This is a genomic window from Pseudomonas sp. LFM046 (assembly GCF_000949385.2).
In the GTDB taxonomy this organism is placed as follows: Bacteria; Pseudomonadota; Gammaproteobacteria; order Pseudomonadales; family Pseudomonadaceae; genus Metapseudomonas.
This window is the reverse complement of record NZ_JYKO02000001.1, coordinates 3,843,705-3,865,686: the sequence shown is the minus strand read 5'-3', so window position 1 is coordinate 3,865,686 and position 21,982 is coordinate 3,843,705. Positions and strand designations below refer to the sequence as shown.

Genomic DNA, 21,982 nt, shown 5'->3' with positions numbered 1-21,982 from the left:
TTGGTCAGGAGGAGGAATCAACGGTCGGTAGCGGACGAAATGAAGCGTCTTGAAACTACGCAGGCCGACGGTTGTGCATCTCCACCCTACACTTATCCCTTGAAAATCGGGTGCCGCTCGCTGAATCCGTAGCGGGTTGCATTTACCGTGAACTCCCACTGGAAGGGCGATCACGCGTCATGGCTCAAGGCTTTGATTTCGGAAAATTCGCGGTCATTGCGGCGAATTTTCTGTCGGACGGCCTTACGTCCTGAAAGGGTTGCAGCGGTTGGGGGGTGGCATTGTTGGCGATCACCCCGAAACCAGGCCGCTTTTGGCGGCGTTCGCGACTATAGCAGTAATCATTAAGTGCTTCAAATCCATAAAAAATTGTTATGATGCGCGCCATGACTACTCCCTCCTCCCCAGCCTCCAGCGTCCAGCTGCTTGAGGTTGCGCCGGAATATGCCGGCCAACGTATCGATAATTTCCTACGTACCCAGCTGAAAGGTGCGCCCAAGACGCTGATTTATCGCATCCTGCGCAAGGGCGAAGTCCGTGTGAACAAGGGGCGCATCAAGCCGGAGTACAAGCTCCAGGCGGGCGATATCGTCCGGGTGCCGCCGCTGCGCCTGTCCGAACCTGACGAGCCGGCTCCGGTCGCCCAGGGGCTTTTGGAGCGCCTGGAAGCGGCGATCGTCTATGAAGACAAGGCGCTGATCGTGCTGAACAAGCCGGCTGGCATTGCCGTGCATGGCGGCAGCGGTCTGAGCTTCGGGGTGATCGAGGCGTTTCGCCAGCTGCGTCCGGATGCCAAGGATCTGGAATTGGTGCATCGACTCGACCGCGATACCTCGGGTCTGCTGATGATTGCCAAGAAGCGCAGCATGCTGCGCCACCTGCACGAAGCCCTGCGCGGCGATGGCGTCGACAAGCGCTACCTGGCCCTGGTGCGGGGCAGCTGGCCGACCTCGAAGAAGAAGGTCAGCGCGCCGCTGCTGAAGAACAACCTGCGTTCAGGCGAGCGCATGGTGGAGGTAAACCCTGAGGGCAAGGAAGCGCTGACCGAGTTTCGCGTCGTGCGCCGCTTCGGTGAGTTCGCCACCCTGGTGGAAGCCAGCCCGATCACCGGGCGTACCCACCAGATTCGTGTGCATGCCAAGCACGCCGGTCATTCCATTGCCGGTGACCCCAAATATGGGGATGAAGATTTCACCCGCGAGGTCCGTGAGTTGGGCGGCAAGCGCCTGTTCCTTCACGCCCATTCCCTGGCCATCACCCTGCCGGATGGTGGGGAGTTGAAGTTGGAAGCACCGGTGGATGAGATGTGGCAGAAAACTCTGGAGCGTCTCGGTGCCTGATTATCAGCTATTGATCTTCGACTGGGATGGCACCCTGGTGGATTCCATTGCGCGCATTGTCGAATCCATGCGCGTGGCGGCCGAGGAGGGTGGGCTGCCCTGGCGCGACGATGGCGCTATCAAGGGCATTATCGGTCTTGGTCTGCCGGAGGCGATTGCCACGCTATATCCGGAACTCCAGGACGCGCGGAGTATCGACATTTTTCGGCGTCGCTACGGCGAGCACTACAACACGCTGGAGAGTCAGCCTTCGCCCCTCTTCGATGGGGTGGCCGAAGCGTTGGAGGACTTCCGGGACCAGGGGTATCGCCTGGCGGTGGCCACCGGCAAGAGCCGTCGCGGGCTCGATCATGTGCTGGCAGGGCGCGGCTGGTTGGATTACTTCGATTTCACGCGTTGCGCTGATGAAACGGCCAGCAAGCCGGACCCGCGTATGCTTCATGAAATCCTGGCGTGTTGCGGTGTGACCGCTGACCAGGCGTTGATGGTGGGAGATTCGCCCTTCGATCTGCGCATGGCGCATCGGGCAGGGATGGATTCCGTGGCGGTGGGGTATGGTGCCCAGCCGCTAGCTGAGTTGCTCAAGGAGTCGCCAACGCTGGCGATCGAGCGTTTCGAAGAGTTGCGTCACTGGCTGGATGGTGACCTGAGCCGGCAATCGCGAGAGGTGGAGTTCTATGTCTGACGAATGGAAAGAACCGGCTTCCGACAAGGCCGACGAAAAGAGCTGGAAGCTGCTGGAGAAGGCCGTCCTGGCTGGCGTCCAGGAGCAGCGCCGGGCGCGGCGTTGGGGGATCTTTTTCAAGCTGCTGACCTTCATTTACCTGTTCGTTGCGCTGCTGCTCATTTCGCCAGCGTTCGATCTGCAGAAGAGCGCCGCGCGCAGTCAGGAGCACACGGCTCTGGTGGAAATTCGCGGAATGATTGCCGATGAAGAGGCGGCCAGTGCGGACAATGTCGTCACCAGTTTGCGCGCTGCCTTCGAGGACCCGAAGACCAAGGGTGTGATCCTTCGGATCAATAGCCCGGGCGGCAGTCCGGTGCAATCCGGCTACGTCTATGACGAAATCCGTCGCCTGCGCGCTGAGCACAAGAACATCAAGGTCTACGCGGTAATAGCCGACCTGGGGGCGTCCGGTGCGTACTACATCGCCAGCGCAGCGGATGAGATTTATGCCGACAAGGCCAGTCTGGTGGGGTCAATCGGTGTAACCGCAGCCAGTTTCGGCTTCGTCGATGCAATGAGTAAGCTGGGGGTGGAGCGTCGCGTCTATACCTCGGGTGAGCACAAGGCGTTCCTCGATCCCTTCCAGCCGCAGAAGCCGGAGGAGACGGAGTTCTGGCAGGGCGTCCTGAACACTACCCATCAGCAGTTCATTGAAAGCGTGAAGAAGGGGCGTGGTGACCGACTGAAGGTCGAGGATCATCCCGAGCTGTTCAGTGGCCTGGTGTGGTCGGGTGAGCAGGCCCTGCAATTGGGGTTGGTGGACAAGCTCGGCAATACCAGCTTCGTGGCTCGGGAGGTCATTGGGGCGAAGGATATTGTCGACTACACCGTGCAGGAGTCCCCGTTCGATCGCTTCTCGAAGAAATTCGGTGCCAGTGTCGCCGAGCGCCTTGCACTGTGGATGGGCTTCCAGGGGCCGTCCCTGCGCTGACGTGCGAGTGCTGCATGAAAAAAAGCCCGGCCTGTGCCGGGCTTTCTTCCTTCTATATGGGTATCAGGGAATCTGTACGCCTTCGGCGAGCAGCATGTCGACCAGGCGAATCAGAGGCAGGCCTACCAGGCTGGTAGCGTCGCTGCCTTCCGTGGCTCGGAACAGGCTGACACCCAAGCCCTCAGCTTTGAAGCTGCCGGCGCAATCGTAGGGCTGCTCGGCTTCCAGGTAACGACTGATGCGTGCGTCATCCAGTTCGCGGAAATGGACGGTAAAGGGCACGCAGTCCACCTGGTACTGGCCGGTGGCGCTATTCAGCAAGGCCAGGCCGGTCAGGAAGCTGACGCTGGTGCCGCTGGCGGCCAGCAACTGGCTGCGCGCGCGCTCGAAACCGTGGGGCTTGCCGAGGATGTGTTCGCCAAGCACGGCAACCTGGTCCGAGCCGATGATCAGGTGGTTCGTATGCAGGGCGGCGAGAGCGCGGGCCTTTTCCAGGGCCAGGCGGCGCACAAGTTGTTCCGCGGACTCTTGTGGGTGCCGGCTTTCGTCTATGGCTGGCGCACTCCAGGTAAAGGGCAGGCGCAGGCGTTCGAGCAGTTCGCGGCGGTAGGGGGAGCTGGATGCGAGCACCAGGGGCAGCATGGCGTTCTCCGGACTGTGAGGCGTCGAATTTTATCGACGCGCTTCGCCCGCGGACAATGCGGAATTTCTTTTGACAGGTCAGGGGCTCATCCCTAGAATGTCGCGCCTATGTTGAATGGGCCGATTCCACCTCATGTAGATCCGCGCAAGTTGGCGGACCGCGAAGTCACTCTAGAGGGTGGCATTGCGCTCGCCAGTCTGGAGCGACTCTGCGAACCCCTTGCGGACAGCGCGGGCAGCATTCGTGCGAGCCTGGCGTTTGGCCGTGACGAGCGTCGCACTGTCGTCATCCATAGCCAGATCGACGTCGAGGTCAAGATGGTTTGCCAGCGTTGTCTAGAGCTGGTCGCCCTGAACATCCACAGCGAGTGTGATTACGCTGTGGTGAGGGAAGGGGCTGACAGTCAGTCGCTGCCGAAGGGCTATGACGTGCTGGAAGTGGGAGAAGATCCTCTGGATCTGATGACTCTGGTCGAGGATGAGCTGCTGCTTGCCCTCCCCATAGTTCCGGCCCATGACCCTGAAGATTGCCAGCAGCCGGCGGGCCTTGAAGAGCCCGAGCCGAGCGAGGACGAGGTTTCGCGGTCCAACCCGTTCAGCGTACTGGCGCAGTTAAAGCGTGACCCAAACGTTTAGGAGTTAATTGATTATGGCTGTTCAGCAGAACAAAAAATCCCGCTCGGCACGCGACATGCGTCGTTCCCACGACGCCCTCGAGGCCAACGCACTGTCCGTAGAGAAGAGCACCGGTGAAGTTCACCTGCGCCACCACGTTTCCCCGGACGGTTTCTACCGCGGTCGCAAAGTGATCGACAAGGGCGCCGCCGAGTAATCCTTGGCCGCCTCGATCATCGCGATTGATGCAATGGGCGGGGACTTCGGTCCCCGCTGCATTGTTCCGGCCAGCATCGCTTGTCTGGCTGAATTCCCCTCGCTTCACCTGGTCCTCGTCGGCCAAGCTCCCCTCCTTGAAGATCTCGTCGCCCGTATCCCTGCGGTCGATCGTCAGCGCCTGCAAATCGAACATGCCAGCGAAGTCATTGGTATGGACGAGCGCCCGGCGCAAGCCCTGCGTGGCAAGCCGGATGCCTCGATGCGCGTTGCCCTCGAGTTGGTGCGCAATGGTCGGGCGCAGGCCTGCGTCAGCGCCGGCAATACCGGTGCCTTGATGGCGCTTTCCCGCTATGTGCTCAAGACCCTGCCCGGCATCGATCGTCCGGCCATGGTCAGTGCCATTCCCACCGCGCGTGGCCACTGCCATCTACTGGATCTCGGGGCCAACGTCGATTGCAGTGCCGAACACCTCTATCAGTTTGCTGTCATGGGTGCGGTCGCCGCGGAAACCCTCGGGATCGACCGGCCTCGCGTGGCGCTGCTAAACGTCGGCACCGAGGACATCAAGGGCAATCAGCGGGTCAAGCTGGCGTCGAACCTGCTGCAGCAGGCCGAAGGTCTCAACTACATCGGCTACATCGAAGGCGATGGCCTCTATCGAGGCGAGGCGGATGTGGTGGTCTGCGACGGATTCGTCGGCAATATCCTGCTGAAATCCAGTGAGGGGCTGGCCTCGATGATTTCCTCGCGAATGGAGGCGCTGTTCAGCGAGAGCCTGGGGGCCCGCGTGGTAGGGGCAATGGCCCTGCCGCTGCTGCGCCGTCTACGCTCCGACCTGGCGCCTGCTCGCCACAACGGGGCGAGTTTCCTGGGGCTCCAGGGAATCGTGATCAAGAGCCATGGCTCGGCGGGTTCGGAAGGATTCCAGAGCGCCATTCGTCGCGCGCAGGTCGAAGTGCGGGAGAATCTGCCGCAGCGCCTGCACGGCCGTCTGGAGCATCTGTTGCTGTAGGATGTGACCGCTAAAGGCAGCCTGTCATCCAACTGTCAGTTTCGTGCGCTTGGCTATGCCGGGCGTCAATCTCCCTATACCGCCAGATAAGGGACCACTCTCAATGTCCGCATCCCTCGCTTTCGTCTTCCCCGGTCAGGGCTCCCAGTCTCTGGGCATGCTGGCCGAGCAGGGGGGCCAGCACAAGCTGGTCCTGGATACGTTCGCCGAAGCCTCCGAGGCACTCGGCTATGACCTCTGGGCCCTGACCCAGCAAGGTCCGGAAGAACATCTCAATCAGACCGACAAGACCCAACCCGCCATCCTCACCGCCTCCATCGCCCTGTGGCGCCTGTGGCTGGCCGAGGGTGGTGCGCGTCCGGCGTTCGTCGCCGGTCACAGCCTGGGTGAGTACTCCGCCCTGGTGGCTGCCGGCAGCATCGGCTTCGCTGATGCGGTCAAGCTCGTTGAGCGCCGTGGCCAGCTGATGCAGCAGGCCGTTCCGGCAGGGCAGGGCGGCATGGCCGCCATCCTTGGCCTGGAAGATGCCGACGTGCTGGCTGCGTGCGCAGAAGCGGCCCAGGGCGACGTGGTCAGTGCCGTTAACTTCAACGCTCCCGGCCAAGTCGTAATCGCCGGCGCCGCGGCTGCTGTCGAGCGCGCGATCGAAGCGTGCAAGGCTCGTGGTGCCAAGCGCGCCATGGCGCTGCCGGTGAGCGTGCCGTCCCATTGCGCGCTGATGAAGCCCGCCGCCGAGCGATTTGCCGAGTCCGTCGAGGCGCTTGCCTGGCAGGCGCCACTGATCCCCCTGGTGCAGAACGTAAGCGCCGCCGTCGTGGCCGATCTGTCTGAGCTCAAGCGTGACCTGCTGGCCCAGCTCTACAGTCCGGTTCGTTGGGTCGAGTCGATGGTCAGCCTGTCCGAGCGCGGCGTCACCGATCTGGTGGAATGCGGCCCCGGCAAGGTGCTGTCCGGCCTCAACAAGCGTTGCGTCAAGGGTGTGAACACCCACAATCTGGATACCCCTGATGCTTTCGCAGCCGCCCGTGCTGCGCTGGCCTGAACAAGGAGAAGACCTATGAGTCTGCAAGGTAAGGTGGCACTGGTCACCGGTGCGAGCCGTGGCATTGGCCAGGCAATCGCCCTCGAACTGGGTCGCCAGGGTGCCGTGGTGATTGGCACTGCGACTTCCGCTTCCGGTGCCGAGCGCATCGCCGAGTTCCTCAAGGACAATGGCATCGAAGGCGCTGGCCTGGTACTCGATGTCAGCAGCGACGAATCGGTAGCAAGCACTCTGGAACACATTCAGCAGCACCTGGGCCAACCGCTGATCCTGGTGAACAACGCCGGCATCACACGCGACAACCTCATGCTGCGCATGAAGGACGATGAGTGGTTCGACGTCATCAACACTAACCTCAACAGCCTGTACCGCCTGTCCAAGGCCGTGCTGCGTGGCATGACCAAGGCTCGCTGGGGGCGCATCATCAACATCGGTTCGGTCGTGGGCGCCATGGGCAACGCCGGCCAGACCAACTACGCTGCCGCCAAGGCCGGCCTGGAAGGCTTCAGTCGCGCTCTGGCGCGTGAAGTCGGCTCCCGTGCCATCACCGTCAACTCGGTGGCCCCTGGCTTCATCGATACCGACATGACCCGTGAGCTGCCGGAAGCCCAGCGCGATGCGCTGCTGACCCAGATCCCGCTGGGTCGTCTGGGTCAGGCCGAAGAGATTGCCAAGGTGGTGGGGTTCCTCGCTTCCGACGGCGCTGCCTACGTCACCGGCGCAACCGTTCCGGTCAATGGCGGCATGTACATGAGCTGAATGTGACGAATCCCTTCAGGAAGCTGTCATATGAGCTGTCTAGAATTCGCTATAACAGTGCAGCCGGGTTATAGACATTTCGTTGCGGTTATCCGGAAGGGGTTCAGGCGTTCTGCTTGAAATGCGGAAAACCCTTTCTATACACTGCAGCCCCAGCTGCACGGATTTTTCCATAGGAGTGAAAACAAGGTATGAGCACCATCGAAGAACGCGTCAAGAAAATCGTCGCCGAGCAACTGGGCGTCAAAGAAGACGAAGTCACCAACAGCGCTTCCTTCGTTGAAGACCTGGGCGCCGACTCCCTTGACACCGTTGAGCTGGTGATGGCTCTGGAAGAGGAATTCGAGACCGAAATCCCGGACGAGCAGGCCGAGAAGATCACCACCGTTCAGGAAGCCATCGATTACATCAACGCCCACGCGCAGTAATGTAATCGTCGGTTCCCCGACGCGGAAAAGCCGCACGACCCAACCGGGCGTGCGGCTTTTCTTTAAGCAGGTTGTTGAAAATCCGCGGCGAATTTTGCCTGCCGGGCTTTTCAACAGTCTGTTAACCCGAATCAACCGCCGTGTAGAGATTGAAGAAGGAGATCGCTGTGTCGCGTAGACGCGTCGTGGTCACTGGCCTTGGCATGCTGTCGCCGCTGGGTACCGATGTATCGAGCAGTTGGCAGGGAATTCTGGCTGGCCGCAGTGGCATTGGCCTGATCGAACATATGGACCTTTCCGCTTACACCACCCGCTTCGGTGGTTCGGTCAAAGGGTTCAATGTCGAGGAATACCTTTCGGCCAAGGAGGCGCGCAAGCTCGACCTGTTCATCCAGTACGGCCTTGCGGCAAGTTTCCAGGCCTTCCGTCATTCCGGCCTCGAAGTCACCGAGGCCAATCGCGAGCGCATTGGTGTTGCCATGGGTTCCGGTATCGGCGGCCTGACCAACATCGAGAACAACTGCAAGTCCCTGGCCGAGCAAGGCCCACGCCGGATTTCCCCGTTCTTCGTGCCTGGCTCGATCATCAACATGGTGTCCGGTTTCCTGTCGATCCACTTGGGAATCCAGGGGCCGAACTACGCCATCGCGACTGCCTGCACCACCGGCACCCATTGCATCGGCATGGCCGCGCGCAACATTGCTTATGGCGAGGCTGACGTGATGGTCGCCGGTGGTTCCGAAATGGCCGCCTGTGGCCTGGGTCTGGGCGGCTTCGGTGCCGCTCGTGCGCTGTCCACCCGCAATGACGACCCGGCCCGCGCGAGCCGTCCCTGGGACAAGGGTCGCGACGGCTTCGTGCTGTCTGACGGTGCCGGTGCCCTGGTCCTGGAAGAGCTGGAGCACGCCAAGGCCCGTGGCGCGACCATCTACGCCGAGCTGATCGGTTTTGGCATGAGTGGCGACGCCTACCACATGACCTCGCCGCCGGATGACGGCGCCGGTGCTGCCCGCTGCATGCGCAACGCCCTGCGCGATGCCGGTCTGAACCCGGATCAGGTGCAGTACGTGAATGCGCATGGCACCTCTACTCCGGCGGGCGACGTGGCAGAAGCCATGGCCCTCAAGTCGGTGTTTGGCGATCACGCCTACAAGTTCGCGGTCAGCTCCACCAAATCCATGACCGGTCACCTGCTGGGTGCGGCTGGTGCCGTGGAAGCCATCTTCAGCGTGCTGGCCCTGCGCGACCAGGTGGCGCCGCCCACCATCAACCTGGAAGAGCCGGACGACGGCTGCGACCTCGACTTCGTGCCCCATGAAGCTCGTTCCATGGAGATCGACGTGGTCCTGTCCAACTCCTTCGGCTTCGGCGGCACCAACGGCTCCCTGGTGTTCCGTCGGTTCGCAGGCTGATGCCGAACTGGGTCGACGGCCATCCGGCCGAGTCGCTGTCCATCAAGGATCGCGGCCTGGCCTACGGCGATGGGCTTTTCGAGACCATTGCCGTTCGCGCCGGCCGACCCCCATTGCTTGAGTACCACATGGCGCGGCTGGCCGAAGGCTGCCGTCGCCTCGGCATTCCTCTCGATCTTCAGTTGATGCGCACCGAGCTGCTGGCCTATTCGGCCGGCTTGGGGGCGGGCGTCGTCAAACTGATGGTCACCCGTGGCGAAGGGCTGCGCGGCTATGCACCGCCTGTTGTTGCACTGCCCCGGCGAATCCTCCAGGGCAGCCCGTTCCCGGCCTACCCGGAAGCCAACGGGGAAAACGGTGTGCAACTGTTCCCCTGTGCGACCCGACTCGCCGAGCAGCCACTGCTGGCGGGTCTCAAGCACCTGAATCGTCTGGAGCAGGTTCTGGCCCGCGCTGAATGGCAGGGTGGCGATTTCGCGGAGGGTCTGATGCGCGACCAGTCTGGCCGCGTGATCGAAGGCGTATTCAGCAACCTGTTCATCGTACGCGATGGCGCGCTCGTCACTGCCGATCTGTCTCGTTGCGGCGTTGCTGGCGTGATGCGCGGGGCCCTGCTCGACAGCGCCCGGTCCGCGGGTCTGGCGGTAGAGGTGCGTGATATCCCCTTCGATGAATTCCTCCGCGCCGACGAGGTCTTCCTCTGTAATAGCCTCTTCGGGGTCTGGCCGGTGCGCGCTGTAGAAGGGCATCACTGGCCGGTCGGCCCGCTGACCCGTAAACTTCAGGCCATCGCCCGCGATCTACTGGACATCTGATTCGTGATACGCAAATTCCTGCTGATGCTGGAGGCAGGCCTGCTTCTTGCCGGCTTGCTGGTGGCTTTTGCCGGCTGGCAGCAGCGCGTCACCCTCGAGCAACCCCTGAACATCTCCGCTGAGCGGATGCTGGACGTCCCCGCTGGCGCTACGCCTGGCGGCCTGCTGAATCGCCTGGAAGAGGAAGGGGTGCTGACCAACGCCTTCTGGTTGCGCCAGTACTGGCGCTTCAACCTGGCCAGCGAATCCCTGCATAGCGGTGAGTATCGCCTCGCCCCGGGCATGACGGCCGCCGAGTTGCTGGGCCTCTGGCAGCGGGGCGAGGTGGTTCAATACAGCGTGACCCTCGTCGAAGGCTGGAACTTCCGGCAGGTGAGGGCGGTGCTGGCCAAACAGGACAAGCTTGAACATACCCTGGCCGATGTCAGTGACTCCGAGCTGATGGCCCGTCTTGGCCGTCCCGGCGAGTACCCGGAAGGCCGTTTCTTCCCCGATACCTATCGCTATGTGCGTGGCATGCGCGACATCGATCTGCTGAAGCAGGCGCGGGATCGACTCGACCAGGTCCTGGCCGAAGAGTGGAGCAAGCGCTCCGACCAACTGCCCTACAAGGAGCCTTACCAGGCGCTGATCATGGCGTCCCTGGTGGAAAAGGAAACCGGCGTGCCCAACGAGCGCGGGCAGATCGCCGGAGTCTTCGTGCGTCGCCTGAAGACCGGCATGCTGCTGCAGACCGACCCCACCGTGATCTACGGACTGGGTGAGCGCTACAACGGCAACCTGACCCGCGATCACCTGCGCGAGCCGACGCCCTATAACACCTATGTCATCAGTGGCCTGCCGCCAACGCCCATTGCCCTCGCAGGGCGCGAGGCTATCCATGCCGCGCTGCACCCCGCCGACGGCAAGAGCCTCTACTTTGTCGCTCGTGGCGATGGCAGCCATGTATTCTCCGAGACCCTGGGCGAGCACAATCAGGCAGTGCGCGACTTCCAGCTGAAGCGCCGCAGCGACTACCGCTCCAGCCCAACCCCGCAATGAATAAGGACACCCAGTGAGCGGTCTGTTCATCACATTGGAAGGCCCGGAAGGCGCCGGAAAGAGCACCAATCGCGAGTTCCTCGCCGAGCGCCTGCGCAGCCAGGGAATCGAAGTGGTCCTGACGCGCGAGCCCGGCGGCACGCCGTTGGCCGAGCGCATTCGCGAGCTCTTGCTAACGCCCAGCGACGAGGCCATGGGCGTGGATACTGAGCTGCTGTTGGTGTTCGCTGCCCGCGCCCAGCATCTGGAAGGTGTGATCAAGCCGGCGCTGGCTCGGGGGGCGGTGGTCCTCTGTGACCGTTTCACCGACGCCACCTACGCCTACCAGGGTGGCGGTCGTGGTCTGCCCGAAGAACGCATCGCGCTGCTCGAGAGTTTCGTCCAGGGCGAGCTGCGCCCGGATCTGACGCTGGTGTTCGACCTGCCGGTGGAAATCGGCCTGAGCCGTGCCGCCGCTCGTGGTCGTCTCGACCGCTTCGAGCAGGAGCAGCGCAGCTTCTTCGAAGCAGTGCGCCAGACCTACCTCAAACGTGCTCAGGCGGCACCTGAACGTTACCGGGTGATCGACGCCTCCGTGCCCCTGGACGATGTCCAGCGCGGCCTGGATCAACTCCTCCCCGAATTGCTGGAGCGTTGCCATGGCTGAGGCCTATCCCTGGCAGGACAGCCTCTGGGAGCAATTGGCCGGCCGTCCGCGTCACGCCCATGCCTACCTGCTGCACGGGCCGTCCGGCATTGGCAAGCGTGCCCTGGCCGAGCGCCTGATGGCGCGTCTGCTCTGCCAGAATCCGGCGGGCCTCGACGCCTGTGGTCAATGCAAGGCCTGCCTGCTGTTGGCGGCCAATACCCATCCCGACGCCTTCGTGCTGGAGCCGGAAGAAGCCGACAAGGCGATTCGCGTCGACCAGGTGCGCGAGTTGGTTGGATTCGTGGTCCAGACCGCGCAGCTCGGTGGTCGCAAGGTGGTCCTGCTGGAGCCCGCCGAAGCCATGAACATCAACGCCTCCAATGCCCTGCTCAAGAGCCTGGAAGAGCCGTCTGGCGATACGGTGCTGCTGCTTATCAGCCACCAGCCCAGCCGACTGCTGCCCACTATCAAGAGCCGTTGCGTACAGCAGGCCTGCCCGCTGCCCAGTGAGGCCCAGAGTCTGACCTGGCTGGCCTCGGCGCTGCCGGAAACCGCGCCGGAGCAATTGCACGAGCTGCTGGTTCTGTCCGGCGGCTCGCCGCTGTCGGCGTTGCGCCTGGAGGGGCAGGGCGTGCGTGCCCAGCGCGGCGAAGTGGTGGACGGCGTGAAGAAGCTGATCAAGCAGCAGGTGAGCGCGAGCCAACTGGCTGAAGGCTGGAACGCGGTGCCCCTGCCGCTGCTGTTCGACTGGTTCTGCGACTGGGCTCAATTGATGCTGCGCTACCAGCTCACTCGCGATGAGGCGGGCCTCGGCCTTGCGGATATGCGCAAAGTGGTGCAATACCTGGCGGACAAAGCACCGCAGCACAAGGTCCTCGCCATGCAGGATTGGCTACTGCAGCAGCGCCAGAAAGTGCTCAACAAGGCCAACCTCAATCGTGTCTTGCTTCTCGAAGCGCTGCTGGTGCAGTGGGCAAGCCTGCCCGGGCCGGGCTAGAATCCGTGCCTGTACCAGCTTGCCAGGAATGCCCCATGAGCCTGCCACCGAATCTGGGCCCGCGTAACGGGATCCTGTCCTTGACCATCAAGGACAAGTCCGTCCTGTATGCCGCCTATATGCCGTTCATCAAGAACGGTGGCCTGTTCATTCCTACCAACAAGACCTACAAGCTCGGCGATGAAGTATTCATGCTGCTCAACCTGATGGACGAGCAGGAGAAGATCCCGGTCGCCGGCAAGGTGGTCTGGATCACCCCCAAGGGCGCCCAGGGCAATCGCGCGGCGGGCATCGGCGTCCAGTTCAACGACGGTGATAGCGGCGCACGCAACAAGATCGAGACCTACCTCGCCGGCGCCCTCAAGTCCGACCGTCCCACCCATACGATGTAACCGGCCGCCGGGCGCGGGCTGCAAGCGACAGGCTTGAGCTTGGCGCCTGCGCCTGGAGCCTGAACCATGCTGATCGACTCCCACTGCCACCTGGACCGCCTCGACCTGGCTGCCCACGGCGGTTCCCTGGATGCCGCCCTCGACGCTGCCCGCGCCCGTGGCGTCGGCCAGTTCCTCTGCATCGGCGTGAGCGCCGACAACGCTGCCGCCGTGAAGGCGCTGGCCGAGCGCTATGACGACGTGCACTGTTCCGTTGGCGTGCATCCCCTGGACCTGCAGCCGGGCGAATCCCTGGCGCTGGACTGGCTGCTGGCTGAGCTTCAGCACCCGCGCGTGGTGGCCATCGGCGAGACCGGTCTGGACTACTACTACGAGCCCGAAGCGGCTGAACTCCAGCAGCAGGCATTCCGCCTGCATCTCGAAGCCGCGAAGATCACGGGCAAGCCGGTGATCGTCCACACCCGTGAAGCCCGCGCCGACACCCTGAATCTGCTGCGCGAGGCGGCGCTGCCCCAGGCGGGTGTCCTGCACTGCTTCACCGAGGACTGGGACATGGCTCGCGCCGCGTTGGACCTCGGCTTTTACATCTCCCTCTCCGGCATCGTCACGTTCCGCAATGCCGATGCCCTGCGCGAAGTGGCTCGCCAGGTACCGGCAGACCGGCTGCTGGTGGAGACCGACTCTCCCTACCTGGCGCCGGTGCCTTATCGCGGCAAGCCGAACCTGCCGCAGTACGTGCGTGAGGTGGCGGAGTACCTGGCCGAGTTGCGTGGAGTGCCCTTCGAGGAATTCGCTCGGCAGACCACCGAGAACTACCTGCGCCTGTTTCCCTTGGCGCGCCAAGGCTGAGTTTGCCAAGGCCTGGCACAGAAAAAATCGCGCACAAAAAAAACCCGGGTTCTGGGGGATGAATCCGGGTCAAGACCATTAGGAGTAAAACAAAGGAACGCGATCCACGGTTCCTCGACTGGCTGGGCACTTGGGGGGAGATGCCGCACGCCAGTAACAAGAAGTATTGGTCAATATCCCTAAGCGTCCAGATTGTACGGCGGCGTTTCTTAAACGTATTTGGAATACCCCGGCGTCGGCTGAGTCCTCATGTGTCTGCCATCTGGCGCAACAGCACGAGGGTCTCCTCGATTACCCGTGGCTCGGTGTAGAAGTGGGGCGAGAAGCGGATGCCGCCGCCACGCTGGGCGCAAACCACCTGCTCGGCGCGTAGCCGTTCGAACAGGAGCTGGTTGTCCCAGCCGTCCAGACGGAAACTCAGGATACCGGCGCGCCTTGCCGGGTTCGATGGGCTGAACAGCTTCACACCGGGGATCGCGATCAGGCCGTCCTGCAGCCACTGCACCCGCTCGGCCAGGGCTATGGCCACCTGGTCCATGCCCACTTCCTCCAACAGTGAAAGGCTCGCCTCCAGCGCCATGGCGCCGAGCATGTTGGGGCTGCCGCATTCGAAACGACGGGCGGTGCGCGAAGGTTCCCAGTCGACCCGTTCGTAGTCGCCGGGATGCTCCAGCATGTGCCAGCCGTATTCATGAAGCTTGAGCTGCTGGCGGAGGTCCGAGCGGCAGTAGAAGACACCCAGGCCCTCCGGCCCGAGCATCCACTTGTGGCCGTCGGCCATGGCGAAGGCGCAATCGATGGACTGGACGTCGAAGGGCAGGGCGCCCAACTGCTGGATGGCGTCGACGCAGAACAGCACGTCACGCTTGCGGCACTCATGGCCAAGGCGTTGAAGGTCAAGACGCAGACCGCTGGCATACTGCACGGCACTGATGGACATCAGTCGTGTACGGGGGCCGCAGGCCGCGAGAAGCGCCCCCTCGGGATCGGGGCCCTCCAGCGATACCTGGAGAGTGGTGACGCCGTAGCGCTTCAGCGCCTCCCAGACGATTCGGTTGGAGGGGAATTCCTGGTCGCTGATGACCACCTGATCGCCTGCCTTCCAGTCCAGACCAAAGGCAACGAATGACAGGGCTTCCGATGTATTCTTGACCAGTGCAAGATCGGCTGTGGTCGGTGAGTTCAGTAACCTGGCCAGGCGTTCACGCAGTCGACGTTCTACAATCAACCAGTCTGGATAATCCCTCGCGCCGAGGCGCCAGTTCTCTTCGGCGAAGCTCTGGACCGCGCGGGTCGCGCGTTTCGGCCAGGGTGCCACCGCAGCATGGTTGAGATAGCGGAGCCCGTCGGCCTGGGAAAACTCATCTTGCAAGAAGCTCATAGTCGGATGATCCGTGCATTTTTGCGCCAGATAGGCATAATACGCGGCTTGATTTTTTGACCCCACAGTCCCTTTATGCAGAAAGAACCCCGTAAAGTCCGTGAGTTCCGCCGCCGCGAGCAGGAAATTCTCGACACCGCCCTCAAGCTCTTCCTGGAAGAGGGCGAAGACAGCGTTACCGTCGAGATGATCGCTGACGCAGTGGGTATCGGCAAAGGCACCATCTACAAGCATTTCAAGTCGAAGGCGGAGATCTACCTGCGCCTGATGCTCGACTATGAGCGCGATCTGAACGCGCTCTTCCATTCCGCCGATGTGGATCGTGACAAGGAGGCGCTGTCGCGGGCCTACTTCGAGTTCCGCATGCGCGACCCGCAGCGCTACCGCTTGTTTGACCGCCTGGAAGAGAAGGTGGTGAAGAACAGCCAGGTGCCGGAAATGGTCGAGCAGCTGCACAAGATCCGCGCTTCCAACTTCGAGCGCCTGACGCTGCTGATCAAGGGGCGCATCGCCGAAGGCAAGCTGGAAGACGTGCCGCCGTACTTCCACTACTGCGCTGCCTGGGCCCTGGTGCACGGTGCTGTCGCGCTCTACCACTCGCCGTTCTGGAGCAATGTGCTCGAGGATCAGGAAGGCTTCTTCCAGTTCCTCATGGACATCGGCGTGCGCATGGGCAACAAGCGCAAGCGCGAGAGCGAGTCACCGGCGGGCTGACGTATTCAGTACGCCTATATCGCGGTTCCGGGCATGTGTGGCACCGGCCGCGGGGATATACTCCGGCTTATCACATGCCGGAGCGTCCCATGATCGTTGACCGCCAAGGCAGGCGCTTCCGCAACCTGCGCATCAGCCTCACCGCCGCCTGCAATTACGCCTGCACCTACTGTGTACCGGATGGCAAACGCCTGGTGGCGGCCCAGGATGAACTCTCGGCCGAGGCCATGGTGCGCGGCGTGGCGTACCTCATTGAAGCAGCAGGCATCGAGCGCCTGCGCATCACCGGCGGCGAGCCCCTGGTGAGCCCCAAGCTCGATCCATTCCTCCATGAAGTCAGCAAGCTCGGGCTGGATGACATCAGCCTGACCAGCAATGGGCAGCTGCTTTCCCGCAAGCTGCCGCTGTTGCTGGATTGCGGCATCCGCCGCCTGAATATTTCCCTCGATACCCTGGATGCCGACGAGTTCCGGAGCATCGCGCGTGGCGGCGATCTGCCCACCGTGCTCAAGGGGCTGGAGGAGGCGCGGGCGGCTGGTCTGAAGATCAAGATCAACATGGTTCCGCTGCGCGGCAAGAATCTCGATCAGGTCCTGCCGTTGCTGGATTACTGTCTGGAGCGTGGCTTCGAACTGCGCTTCATCGAGCTGATGCGCATGGGGCACCTGGCTCGCGATCCCAATGCGTTCCACCAGCAGTTCGTAGGGCTGGAAGAATTGCTGTCGCTGATTCGCACCACTCATGAATTCGTCCAGGCCGATGCGCCCTTGGACGCCACTGCATTGCGCTATCGGGTTCCGGGAGAGGGCTACTTTGGCGTAATCGCCAACGAGAGCGTGCCGTTCTGTCGTACATGCTCGCGCTTGCGCCTGTCCTCTACCGGCTGGCTCCATGGTTGCCTGTCCTCCAGTAATCGGCACTACATCGGTGACCTGTTGGAGAAGCCCCGGCACGAGGCACTGCCTGCCCTTCAGCGGCTGCTGGTCAAGGCGCTTGCCGACAAGCAGGACATCGCCTTCTCCGGTGGCGTTACCGTGATGAAGATCATTGGTGGTTGATGGCGCGGAAGCTGCATTGGTTCTCTATCCGCCGGATTTTCGTCGCCGGTGCTTGGAGGACATACGATGCGTAGCTTGATTCTGTTGCTGACGATTCTGGGCCTCGTGGGCTGCATGAAAGTCAGTGACATGGCCGAAGGCACCCGCGAACAGCTGAGCGATGCGGGTTTCCTGGACCACAGCGAAACCCGCCGCGCCAGCCCGTGGCGCCTCCAGCCGGACTCCTTCATCTACATCGCCCAGGGCTATTTCGTACCGCCGGGCTCGGCCTATCCGCGGCCCAATGTGGTGGCGGAGGAGGCGTTCAATGGCTTTGTCGATTACTTCCCCATGGTGCGTCGCGCCCAGGGGCCGGCCGGCCTGGAAGAGGCCATGAGCCAGGCCCGTGCGCTGGGCGCGCACTACCTGCTCTATGCCCGTTTCGCCAGTGCCGACGACCGGATCGGAACGGTGGAAGAATGGGAAGACCAGGAGGCCCTTGATCGCGTTGGGCGCGACCACGGGGTCATCCAATTGATGCTGATCGAAACCAATACCCGCTACCTGGTGGATACGGCGAGTATTCGCAATCGTGGCGGTTTTCTGACGTTCTACGACTCCAAGCCCGAAGACCTGATTGGTCCGCCGCTGGAAGAATATGCCCGCAGCCTGCTCGGCTTGAGTCGTTGAGGAGATTGAAATGAGCGATCCCGGCAAGGCCGGTGACCTGCTGGCGCAGATTCCCAAGGGCGACAAGCCGGGCGGTGCGCCTGTGCACCTGTGGGACCCGCCGTTCTGCGGGGACATCGACATGCGTATCGCCCGCGATGGCACCTGGTTCTACCTGGGCACGCCCATCGGCCGGAAACCGATGGTGAAGCTGTTCTCCAGCGTGATCCGCAAGGACGGCGAGGATTACTTCCTGGTGACGCCGGTGGAGAAGGTGGGGATTCAGGTCGACGATGCGCCATTCGTTGTCGTGGAGCTGCAGGTCGAAGGGGTAGGGGAGGCGCAGCAGCTGCGCTTCGTCACCAATGTCGAGGATGAGGTGGTAGCCGGAGCCGCGCACCCGTTGCGCGTCGAGCTGGATCCGGAAACCCAGGAGCCGTCGCCCTATGTGCTGGTGCGCACCAACCTGGAAGCGCTGATCCATCGCAACGTCTTCTACCAGTTGGTGGAGCTGGCCGAGCCGCGCGAGCTCGACGGCGTCACCTGGCTCGGCGTCTGGAGCGGCGGGGAGTTCTTCCCGATCGGCCCGTTGCCGGAATAGCTGGAAGGCGAAAACAAAAAAGGCTCCCGAGGGAGCCTTTTTCGTGACTGCTTACATGTTGGGGTAGTTCGGGCCGCCGGTGCCTTCCGGGGCTACCCAGGTGATGTTCTGGGCCGGGTCCTTGATGTCGCAGGTCTTGCAGTGCACGCAGTTCTGGGCGTTGATCTGGAAGCGCTTGGCGCCGTCTTCCTGGGTCACGACTTCGTACACGCCAGCCGGGCAGTAACGCTGTGCCGGTTCATCGTACAGCGGCAGGTTCTTCCCGATCGGAATGCTCGCGTCAGCCAGCTTCAGGTGGCAGGGTTGTTCCTCTTCATGGTTGGTGTTGGAGAGGAATACCGAGCTGAGCTTGTCGAAGCTGAGCTTGCCGTCCGGCTTCGGGTACTCGATGCGCTGGGACTGGGCGGCCGGCTTCAGGCAGGCGTAGTCCGGCTTGTTGTCATGCAGAGTGACCGGGATCTTGCCACCGAACCAGTTCTGGTCGATGTAGTTGAATGCACCTCCCACCAGCGCGCCGAACTTGTGGATCGCGGCACCGAAGTTGCGGCTGCGGAACAGCTCGTCGTACAGCCAGCTGGACTTGAAGGCATCGACGTAACCGGTCAGCTCATCACCACCTTCCTTGCCGGCGGCCAGGGCAGCGGCCACGGCTTCGGCGGCCAGCATGCCGGACTTCATGGCGGTGTGGCTGCCCTTGATCTTGGCGAAGTTCAGGGTGCCCAGGTCGCAGCCGATCAGCGCGCCGCCCGGGAAGACCATCTTCGGCAGGGAGTTCAGGCCGCCTTTGCAGATGGCGCGGGCGCCGTACGCCACACGCTTGCCACCTTCCAGGTACTGCTTGATCACCGGGTGGTGCTTGTAGCGCTGGAACTCGTCGAAGGGCGACAGGAAGGGGTTGCTGTAGGACAGGTCGATGATCAGGCCGACGACCACCTGGTTGTTTTCCAGGTGATAGAGGAAGGAACCGCCCGGGTTCTCGTCGTTCAGCGGCCAGCCGGCTGTGTGGACTACCAGGCCGGGCTGGTGTTTGGCCGGGTCGATGTCCCAGATTTCCTTGATGCCGATGCCGTAGTGCTGGGCGTCGGCTTCGGAGTCCAGCTTGTACTTCTTGATCAGCTGCTTGCCGATGTGGCCACGGCAGCCTTCGGCGAACAGGGTGTACTTGGCGCGCAGTTCCATGCCGGGGGTGTAGTAACCCTCTTTCGGGTTGCCCTCGCGGTCCACACCGAGGTCGCCAGTGATGATGCCGCGCACCACGCCGTTCTCGTCGATCAGCGCTTCCTGGGCGGCGAAGCCCGGGTAGATCTCTACGCCCAGGCCTTCGGCCTGCTGTGCGAGCCAGCGGCAGAGATTGCCCAGGGAAATGATATAGTTGCCCTCGTTGTGCATGGTCTTGGGCACGAAGAGGCCGGGTACCTTGATTGCGGAGTCGGCATCCTTGAGCATATAGATGTCGTCGCGCGCTACCGGAGTGTTCAGCGGGGCGCCCAGGTCTTTCCAGTCAGGGAAAAGCTCGTTAAGGGCTCGCGGTTCGAATACGGCGCCAGAGAGGATGTGGGCACCGACCTCGGAACCCTTCTCGACCACACATACGCTGATCTCCTGACCAGCGTCAGCGGCCTTCTGCTTCAGTCGGCACGCGGCGGACAGGCCAGCAGGGCCGGCACCGACGATGACGACGTCGAATTCCATGTATTCGCGTTCCACAGTCAATCTCCTCAAGGCTCTTCGATATTTTGTGTTGGAGGGCTAGGCTCAATCCCTGACCTGAGCCGGCGCATTATATCCAGACCCATTGGCTGGTCCAATACAAACGTTTGTTTGAATTTTGTGAAACCCTGATAGCATAAGGCTCTGCGGCTTATGACGGGTCATTTTGCTGTATTGACCGGAATAGGCGATACGGTCAAGATACGGGCGGTTTTGCGCTCGCTGTCTGGGCTGAGAGTCGGTTCCGGCCGACCAGCATCACTGGCCAGGCTCGTCTTGGCGACATTCTTATTAACCGGAGAGTAACGAGGAATCCATGAAGGTTCTTGTAGCTGTCAAACGAGTGGTCGACTACAACGTCAAAGTCCGCGTCAAGGCGGACAACTCCGGCGTCGACCTCGCCAACGTGAAGATGTCGATGAACCCCTTCTGCGAAATTGCCGTAGAAGAAGCCGTCCGTCTGAAAGAAAAAGGCGTAGCGAGTGAAATCGTCGTCGTCACCATCGGTCCGAACACCGCTCAAGAGCAGCTGCGTACTGCCCTGGCCCTGGGCGCCGATCGCGCCATCCTGGTCGAGTCCAACGACGAGCTGAACTCCCTGGCCGTCGCCAAGGCGCTGAAAGCCGTGGTGGACAAGGAACAGCCTCAGCTGGTCATCCTCGGCAAGCAGGCCATCGACAGCGACAACAACCAGACCGGCCAGATGCTGGGCGCCCTGACCGGCTACGCCCAAGGCACCTTCGCCTCCAAGGTCATCGTTGCTGGCGACAAGGTCAACGTCACCCGTGAAATCGACGGCGGTCTGCAGACCGTTGCGCTGAACCTGCCGGCGATCGTCACCACCGACCTGCGCCTGAACGAGCCGCGCTACGCGTCGCTGCCGAACATCATGAAAGCCAAGAAGAAGCCGCTGGACGTGGTAACCCCGGATGCCCTGGGTGTTTCCACCGCTTCCACCGTCAAGACCCTGAAAGTTGAAGCACCGGCCGCCCGCCAGGCTGGTATCAAGGTCAAGTCCGTGGCTGAACTGGTCGATAAACTGAAGAACGAGGCGAAGGTAATCTGATGGCTATCCTGGTTGTTGCTGAACACACTAACGCCGCCCTGGCAGCCGCCACCCTCAACACCGTGACCGCCGCCCAGAAAATCGGTGGTGACATTCACGTGCTGGTCGCTGGCCAGGGCGTCGGCGCTGCCGCCGAAGCCGCTGCCAAGATCGCTGGCGTGTCCAAGGTGCTGGTAGCCGACAACGCCGCCTACGCGCATCAGCTGCCGGAAAACGTCGCTCCGCTGATCGCGCTGCTTGTGAAAGAGCAGGGGGGCAATGGCTACAGCCACGTGCTGGCTCCGGCCACCACCAACGGCAAGAACTACCTGCCGCGCGTAGCCGCTCTGCTGGACGTCGACCAGATCTCCGAGATCATCGCCGTAGAAAGCGCCGACACCTTCAAGCGCCCGATCTACGCCGGTAACGCCATCGCTACCGTGCAATCCAGCGCGGCCGTGAAAGTGATCACCGTGCGTACCACCGGTTTCGACGCTGCCGCCGCTGAAGGCGGCTCCGCTGCCGTCGAGGCTGTGGGCACCGTCTCCGACGCCGGCAAGTCCGCCTTCGTCGGCGAAGAGCTGGCCAAGTCCGATCGTCCGGAACTGACCGCTGCCAAGATCGTCGTTTCCGGCGGCCGCGGCATGCAGAACGGCGAGAACTTCAAGCACCTGTACGCCCTGGCCGACAAGCTGGGCGCCGCTGTCGGCGCGTCCCGTGCCGCAGTCGACGCCGGCTTCGTGCCGAACGACATGCAGGTCGGCCAGACCGGCAAGATTGTCGCCCCGCAGCTGTACATTGCCGTGGGTATCTCCGGTGCCATCCAGCACCTGGCCGGCATGAAGGACTCCAAGGTCATCGTCGCGATCAACAAGGACGAAGAAGCCCCGATCTTCCAGGTGGCTGACTACGGCCTGGTGGCTGACCTGTTCGAAGCCGTACCGGAACTGGAAAAGCTGCTGTAATAGCGCTTCCC

General features: G+C 62.4%; 26 protein-coding genes. 22 read left to right on the top strand and 4 right to left on the bottom strand.

Going from position 1 to position 21,982, the window contains the following annotated elements; all coding sequences use genetic code 11:
* Positions 1 to 184 precede the first annotated feature (184 nt).
* Positions 185 to 388 (bottom strand): hypothetical protein, encoded by a 204-nt coding sequence (locus TQ98_RS27665; RefSeq protein ID WP_146036026.1) that lies wholly within the window; start codon positions 386 to 388, stop codon positions 185 to 187.
* On the opposite strand from TQ98_RS27665, the gene rluC reads away from it, so the two are divergent.
* The 3 genes from rluC to sppA are packed head-to-tail and all read left to right on the top strand — an operon-like array spanning position 387 to position 2,998.
* Positions 387 to 1,340: a 23S rRNA pseudouridine(955/2504/2580) synthase RluC gene (gene rluC / locus TQ98_RS17865; protein ID WP_044870666.1), complete on the top strand. Its 954-nt coding sequence runs from the start codon at positions 387 to 389 to the stop codon at positions 1,338 to 1,340. The genes TQ98_RS27665 and rluC overlap by 2 nt on opposite strands.
* On the top strand, positions 1,333 to 2,025 hold the full coding sequence (locus tag TQ98_RS17860) for an HAD-IA family hydrolase (protein WP_044870248.1): 693 nt from the start codon (positions 1,333 to 1,335) through the stop codon (positions 2,023 to 2,025). Before rluC ends, TQ98_RS17860 begins: the two co-directional genes overlap by 8 nt.
* Complete coding sequence (sppA, locus tag TQ98_RS17855; protein ID WP_044870247.1) at positions 2,018 to 2,998, top strand: signal peptide peptidase SppA; 981 nt, start codon at positions 2,018 to 2,020, stop codon at positions 2,996 to 2,998. Before TQ98_RS17860 ends, sppA begins: the two co-directional genes overlap by 8 nt.
* A 63-nt stretch (positions 2,999 to 3,061) precedes the next feature.
* Here sppA and TQ98_RS17850 read toward each other — a convergent pair whose 3' ends face one another.
* A complete protein-coding gene (locus TQ98_RS17850) occupies positions 3,062 to 3,640 on the bottom strand; it encodes a nucleoside triphosphate pyrophosphatase (protein WP_044870246.1) in 579 nt (192 codons plus the stop codon).
* Between the two features lie 108 nt (positions 3,641 to 3,748).
* Here TQ98_RS17850 and TQ98_RS17845 point away from each other — a divergent pair, with 108 nt between their 5' ends.
* The 13 genes from TQ98_RS17845 to TQ98_RS17785 all read left to right on the top strand — a co-directional run bounded on the left by TQ98_RS17845 (position 3,749) and on the right by TQ98_RS17785 (position 13,849).
* The gene (locus TQ98_RS17845) at positions 3,749 to 4,276 is read left to right on the top strand and encodes a YceD family protein (RefSeq protein ID WP_044870245.1); all 528 of its coding nucleotides are present in this window, start codon (positions 3,749 to 3,751) and stop codon (positions 4,274 to 4,276) included.
* A gap of 13 nt (positions 4,277 to 4,289) precedes the next feature.
* Complete coding sequence (rpmF, locus tag TQ98_RS17840; RefSeq protein WP_044870244.1) at positions 4,290 to 4,472, top strand: 50S ribosomal protein L32; 183 nt, start codon at positions 4,290 to 4,292, stop codon at positions 4,470 to 4,472.
* Between the two features lie 3 nt (positions 4,473 to 4,475).
* Positions 4,476 to 5,486 (top strand): phosphate acyltransferase PlsX, encoded by a 1,011-nt coding sequence (gene plsX, locus TQ98_RS17835; protein WP_082073129.1) that lies wholly within the window; start codon positions 4,476 to 4,478, stop codon positions 5,484 to 5,486.
* A gap of 103 nt (positions 5,487 to 5,589) precedes the next feature.
* Positions 5,590 to 6,528 (top strand): ACP S-malonyltransferase, encoded by a 939-nt coding sequence (fabD, locus tag TQ98_RS17830; protein WP_044870242.1) that lies wholly within the window; start codon positions 5,590 to 5,592, stop codon positions 6,526 to 6,528.
* A 15-nt stretch (positions 6,529 to 6,543) separates the two neighbouring features.
* Positions 6,544 to 7,287 carry a 3-oxoacyl-ACP reductase FabG gene (gene fabG, locus TQ98_RS17825; RefSeq protein ID WP_044870241.1) on the top strand — a complete coding sequence of 248 codons (744 nt, stop codon included), beginning with the start codon at positions 6,544 to 6,546 and terminating at the stop codon, positions 7,285 to 7,287.
* Positions 7,288 to 7,478: 191 nt separating this feature from the next.
* On the top strand, positions 7,479 to 7,715 hold the full coding sequence (acpP, locus tag TQ98_RS17820; RefSeq protein ID WP_016493661.1) for an acyl carrier protein: 237 nt from the start codon (positions 7,479 to 7,481) through the stop codon (positions 7,713 to 7,715).
* A 167-nt stretch (positions 7,716 to 7,882) separates the two neighbouring features.
* Positions 7,883 to 9,127 (top strand): beta-ketoacyl-ACP synthase II, encoded by a 1,245-nt coding sequence (gene fabF, locus TQ98_RS17815; RefSeq protein ID WP_044870240.1) that lies wholly within the window; start codon positions 7,883 to 7,885, stop codon positions 9,125 to 9,127.
* Complete coding sequence (gene pabC, locus TQ98_RS17810) at positions 9,127 to 9,942, top strand: aminodeoxychorismate lyase (RefSeq protein ID WP_044870239.1); 816 nt, start codon at positions 9,127 to 9,129, stop codon at positions 9,940 to 9,942. The genes fabF and pabC overlap by 1 nt, the downstream gene beginning before the upstream one ends.
* Before the next feature lie 3 nt (positions 9,943 to 9,945).
* On the top strand, positions 9,946 to 10,983 hold the full coding sequence (gene mltG / locus TQ98_RS17805; RefSeq protein WP_177410180.1) for an endolytic transglycosylase MltG: 1,038 nt from the start codon (positions 9,946 to 9,948) through the stop codon (positions 10,981 to 10,983).
* Between the two features lie 13 nt (positions 10,984 to 10,996).
* Positions 10,997 to 11,629 (top strand): dTMP kinase, encoded by a 633-nt coding sequence (gene tmk / locus TQ98_RS17800; RefSeq protein WP_044870238.1) that lies wholly within the window; start codon positions 10,997 to 10,999, stop codon positions 11,627 to 11,629.
* Positions 11,622 to 12,608: a DNA polymerase III subunit delta' gene (locus tag TQ98_RS17795; protein ID WP_044870237.1), complete on the top strand. Its 987-nt coding sequence runs from the start codon at positions 11,622 to 11,624 to the stop codon at positions 12,606 to 12,608. Before tmk ends, TQ98_RS17795 begins: the two co-directional genes overlap by 8 nt.
* A 35-nt stretch (positions 12,609 to 12,643) precedes the next feature.
* Positions 12,644 to 13,000: a PilZ domain-containing protein gene (locus TQ98_RS17790; RefSeq protein ID WP_028627861.1), complete on the top strand. Its 357-nt coding sequence runs from the start codon at positions 12,644 to 12,646 to the stop codon at positions 12,998 to 13,000.
* Between the two features lie 66 nt (positions 13,001 to 13,066).
* Positions 13,067 to 13,849, top strand: coding sequence for a TatD family hydrolase (locus TQ98_RS17785; RefSeq protein WP_044870236.1), 783 nt, complete (start codon positions 13,067 to 13,069; stop codon positions 13,847 to 13,849).
* Positions 13,850 to 14,096: 247 nt separating this feature from the next.
* On the opposite strand, the gene TQ98_RS17780 is transcribed toward TQ98_RS17785, so the two are convergent.
* Entirely contained in the window at positions 14,097 to 15,230 is a 1,134-nt protein-coding gene (locus TQ98_RS17780; RefSeq protein ID WP_044870235.1) for an aminotransferase class V-fold PLP-dependent enzyme, read from the bottom strand.
* A 75-nt stretch (positions 15,231 to 15,305) separates the two neighbouring features.
* On the opposite strand from TQ98_RS17780, the gene TQ98_RS17775 reads away from it, so the two are divergent.
* The 4 genes from TQ98_RS17775 (at position 15,306) to TQ98_RS17760 (ending at position 18,251) form a co-directional block, all read left to right on the top strand.
* Positions 15,306 to 15,944, top strand: coding sequence for a TetR/AcrR family transcriptional regulator (locus TQ98_RS17775; protein WP_004422328.1), 639 nt, complete (start codon positions 15,306 to 15,308; stop codon positions 15,942 to 15,944).
* An 89-nt stretch (positions 15,945 to 16,033) separates the two neighbouring features.
* Positions 16,034 to 17,002, top strand: a complete 969-nt coding sequence (locus tag TQ98_RS17770) for a radical SAM protein (RefSeq protein ID WP_044870234.1) — start codon at positions 16,034 to 16,036, stop codon at positions 17,000 to 17,002.
* A 66-nt stretch (positions 17,003 to 17,068) separates the two neighbouring features.
* Positions 17,069 to 17,671 (top strand): DUF4823 domain-containing protein, encoded by a 603-nt coding sequence (locus TQ98_RS17765; protein WP_044870233.1) that lies wholly within the window; start codon positions 17,069 to 17,071, stop codon positions 17,669 to 17,671.
* A gap of 10 nt (positions 17,672 to 17,681) precedes the next feature.
* Positions 17,682 to 18,251, top strand: coding sequence for a DUF1285 domain-containing protein (locus tag TQ98_RS17760; RefSeq protein ID WP_044870232.1), 570 nt, complete (start codon positions 17,682 to 17,684; stop codon positions 18,249 to 18,251).
* A 51-nt stretch (positions 18,252 to 18,302) separates the two neighbouring features.
* On the opposite strand, the gene TQ98_RS17755 is transcribed toward TQ98_RS17760, so the two are convergent.
* Positions 18,303 to 19,958 (bottom strand): electron transfer flavoprotein-ubiquinone oxidoreductase, encoded by a 1,656-nt coding sequence (locus tag TQ98_RS17755; protein ID WP_044870231.1) that lies wholly within the window; start codon positions 19,956 to 19,958, stop codon positions 18,303 to 18,305.
* Positions 19,959 to 20,277: 319 nt separating this feature from the next.
* On the opposite strand from TQ98_RS17755, the gene TQ98_RS17750 reads away from it, so the two are divergent.
* Positions 20,278 to 21,027 carry an electron transfer flavoprotein subunit beta/FixA family protein gene (locus TQ98_RS17750; protein WP_044870230.1) on the top strand — a complete coding sequence of 250 codons (750 nt, stop codon included), beginning with the start codon at positions 20,278 to 20,280 and terminating at the stop codon, positions 21,025 to 21,027.
* On the top strand, positions 21,027 to 21,971 hold the full coding sequence (locus TQ98_RS17745) for an FAD-binding protein (RefSeq protein ID WP_044870229.1): 945 nt from the start codon (positions 21,027 to 21,029) through the stop codon (positions 21,969 to 21,971). The genes TQ98_RS17750 and TQ98_RS17745 overlap by 1 nt, the downstream gene beginning before the upstream one ends.
* The last annotated feature ends 11 nt before the right edge of the window (positions 21,972 to 21,982 follow it).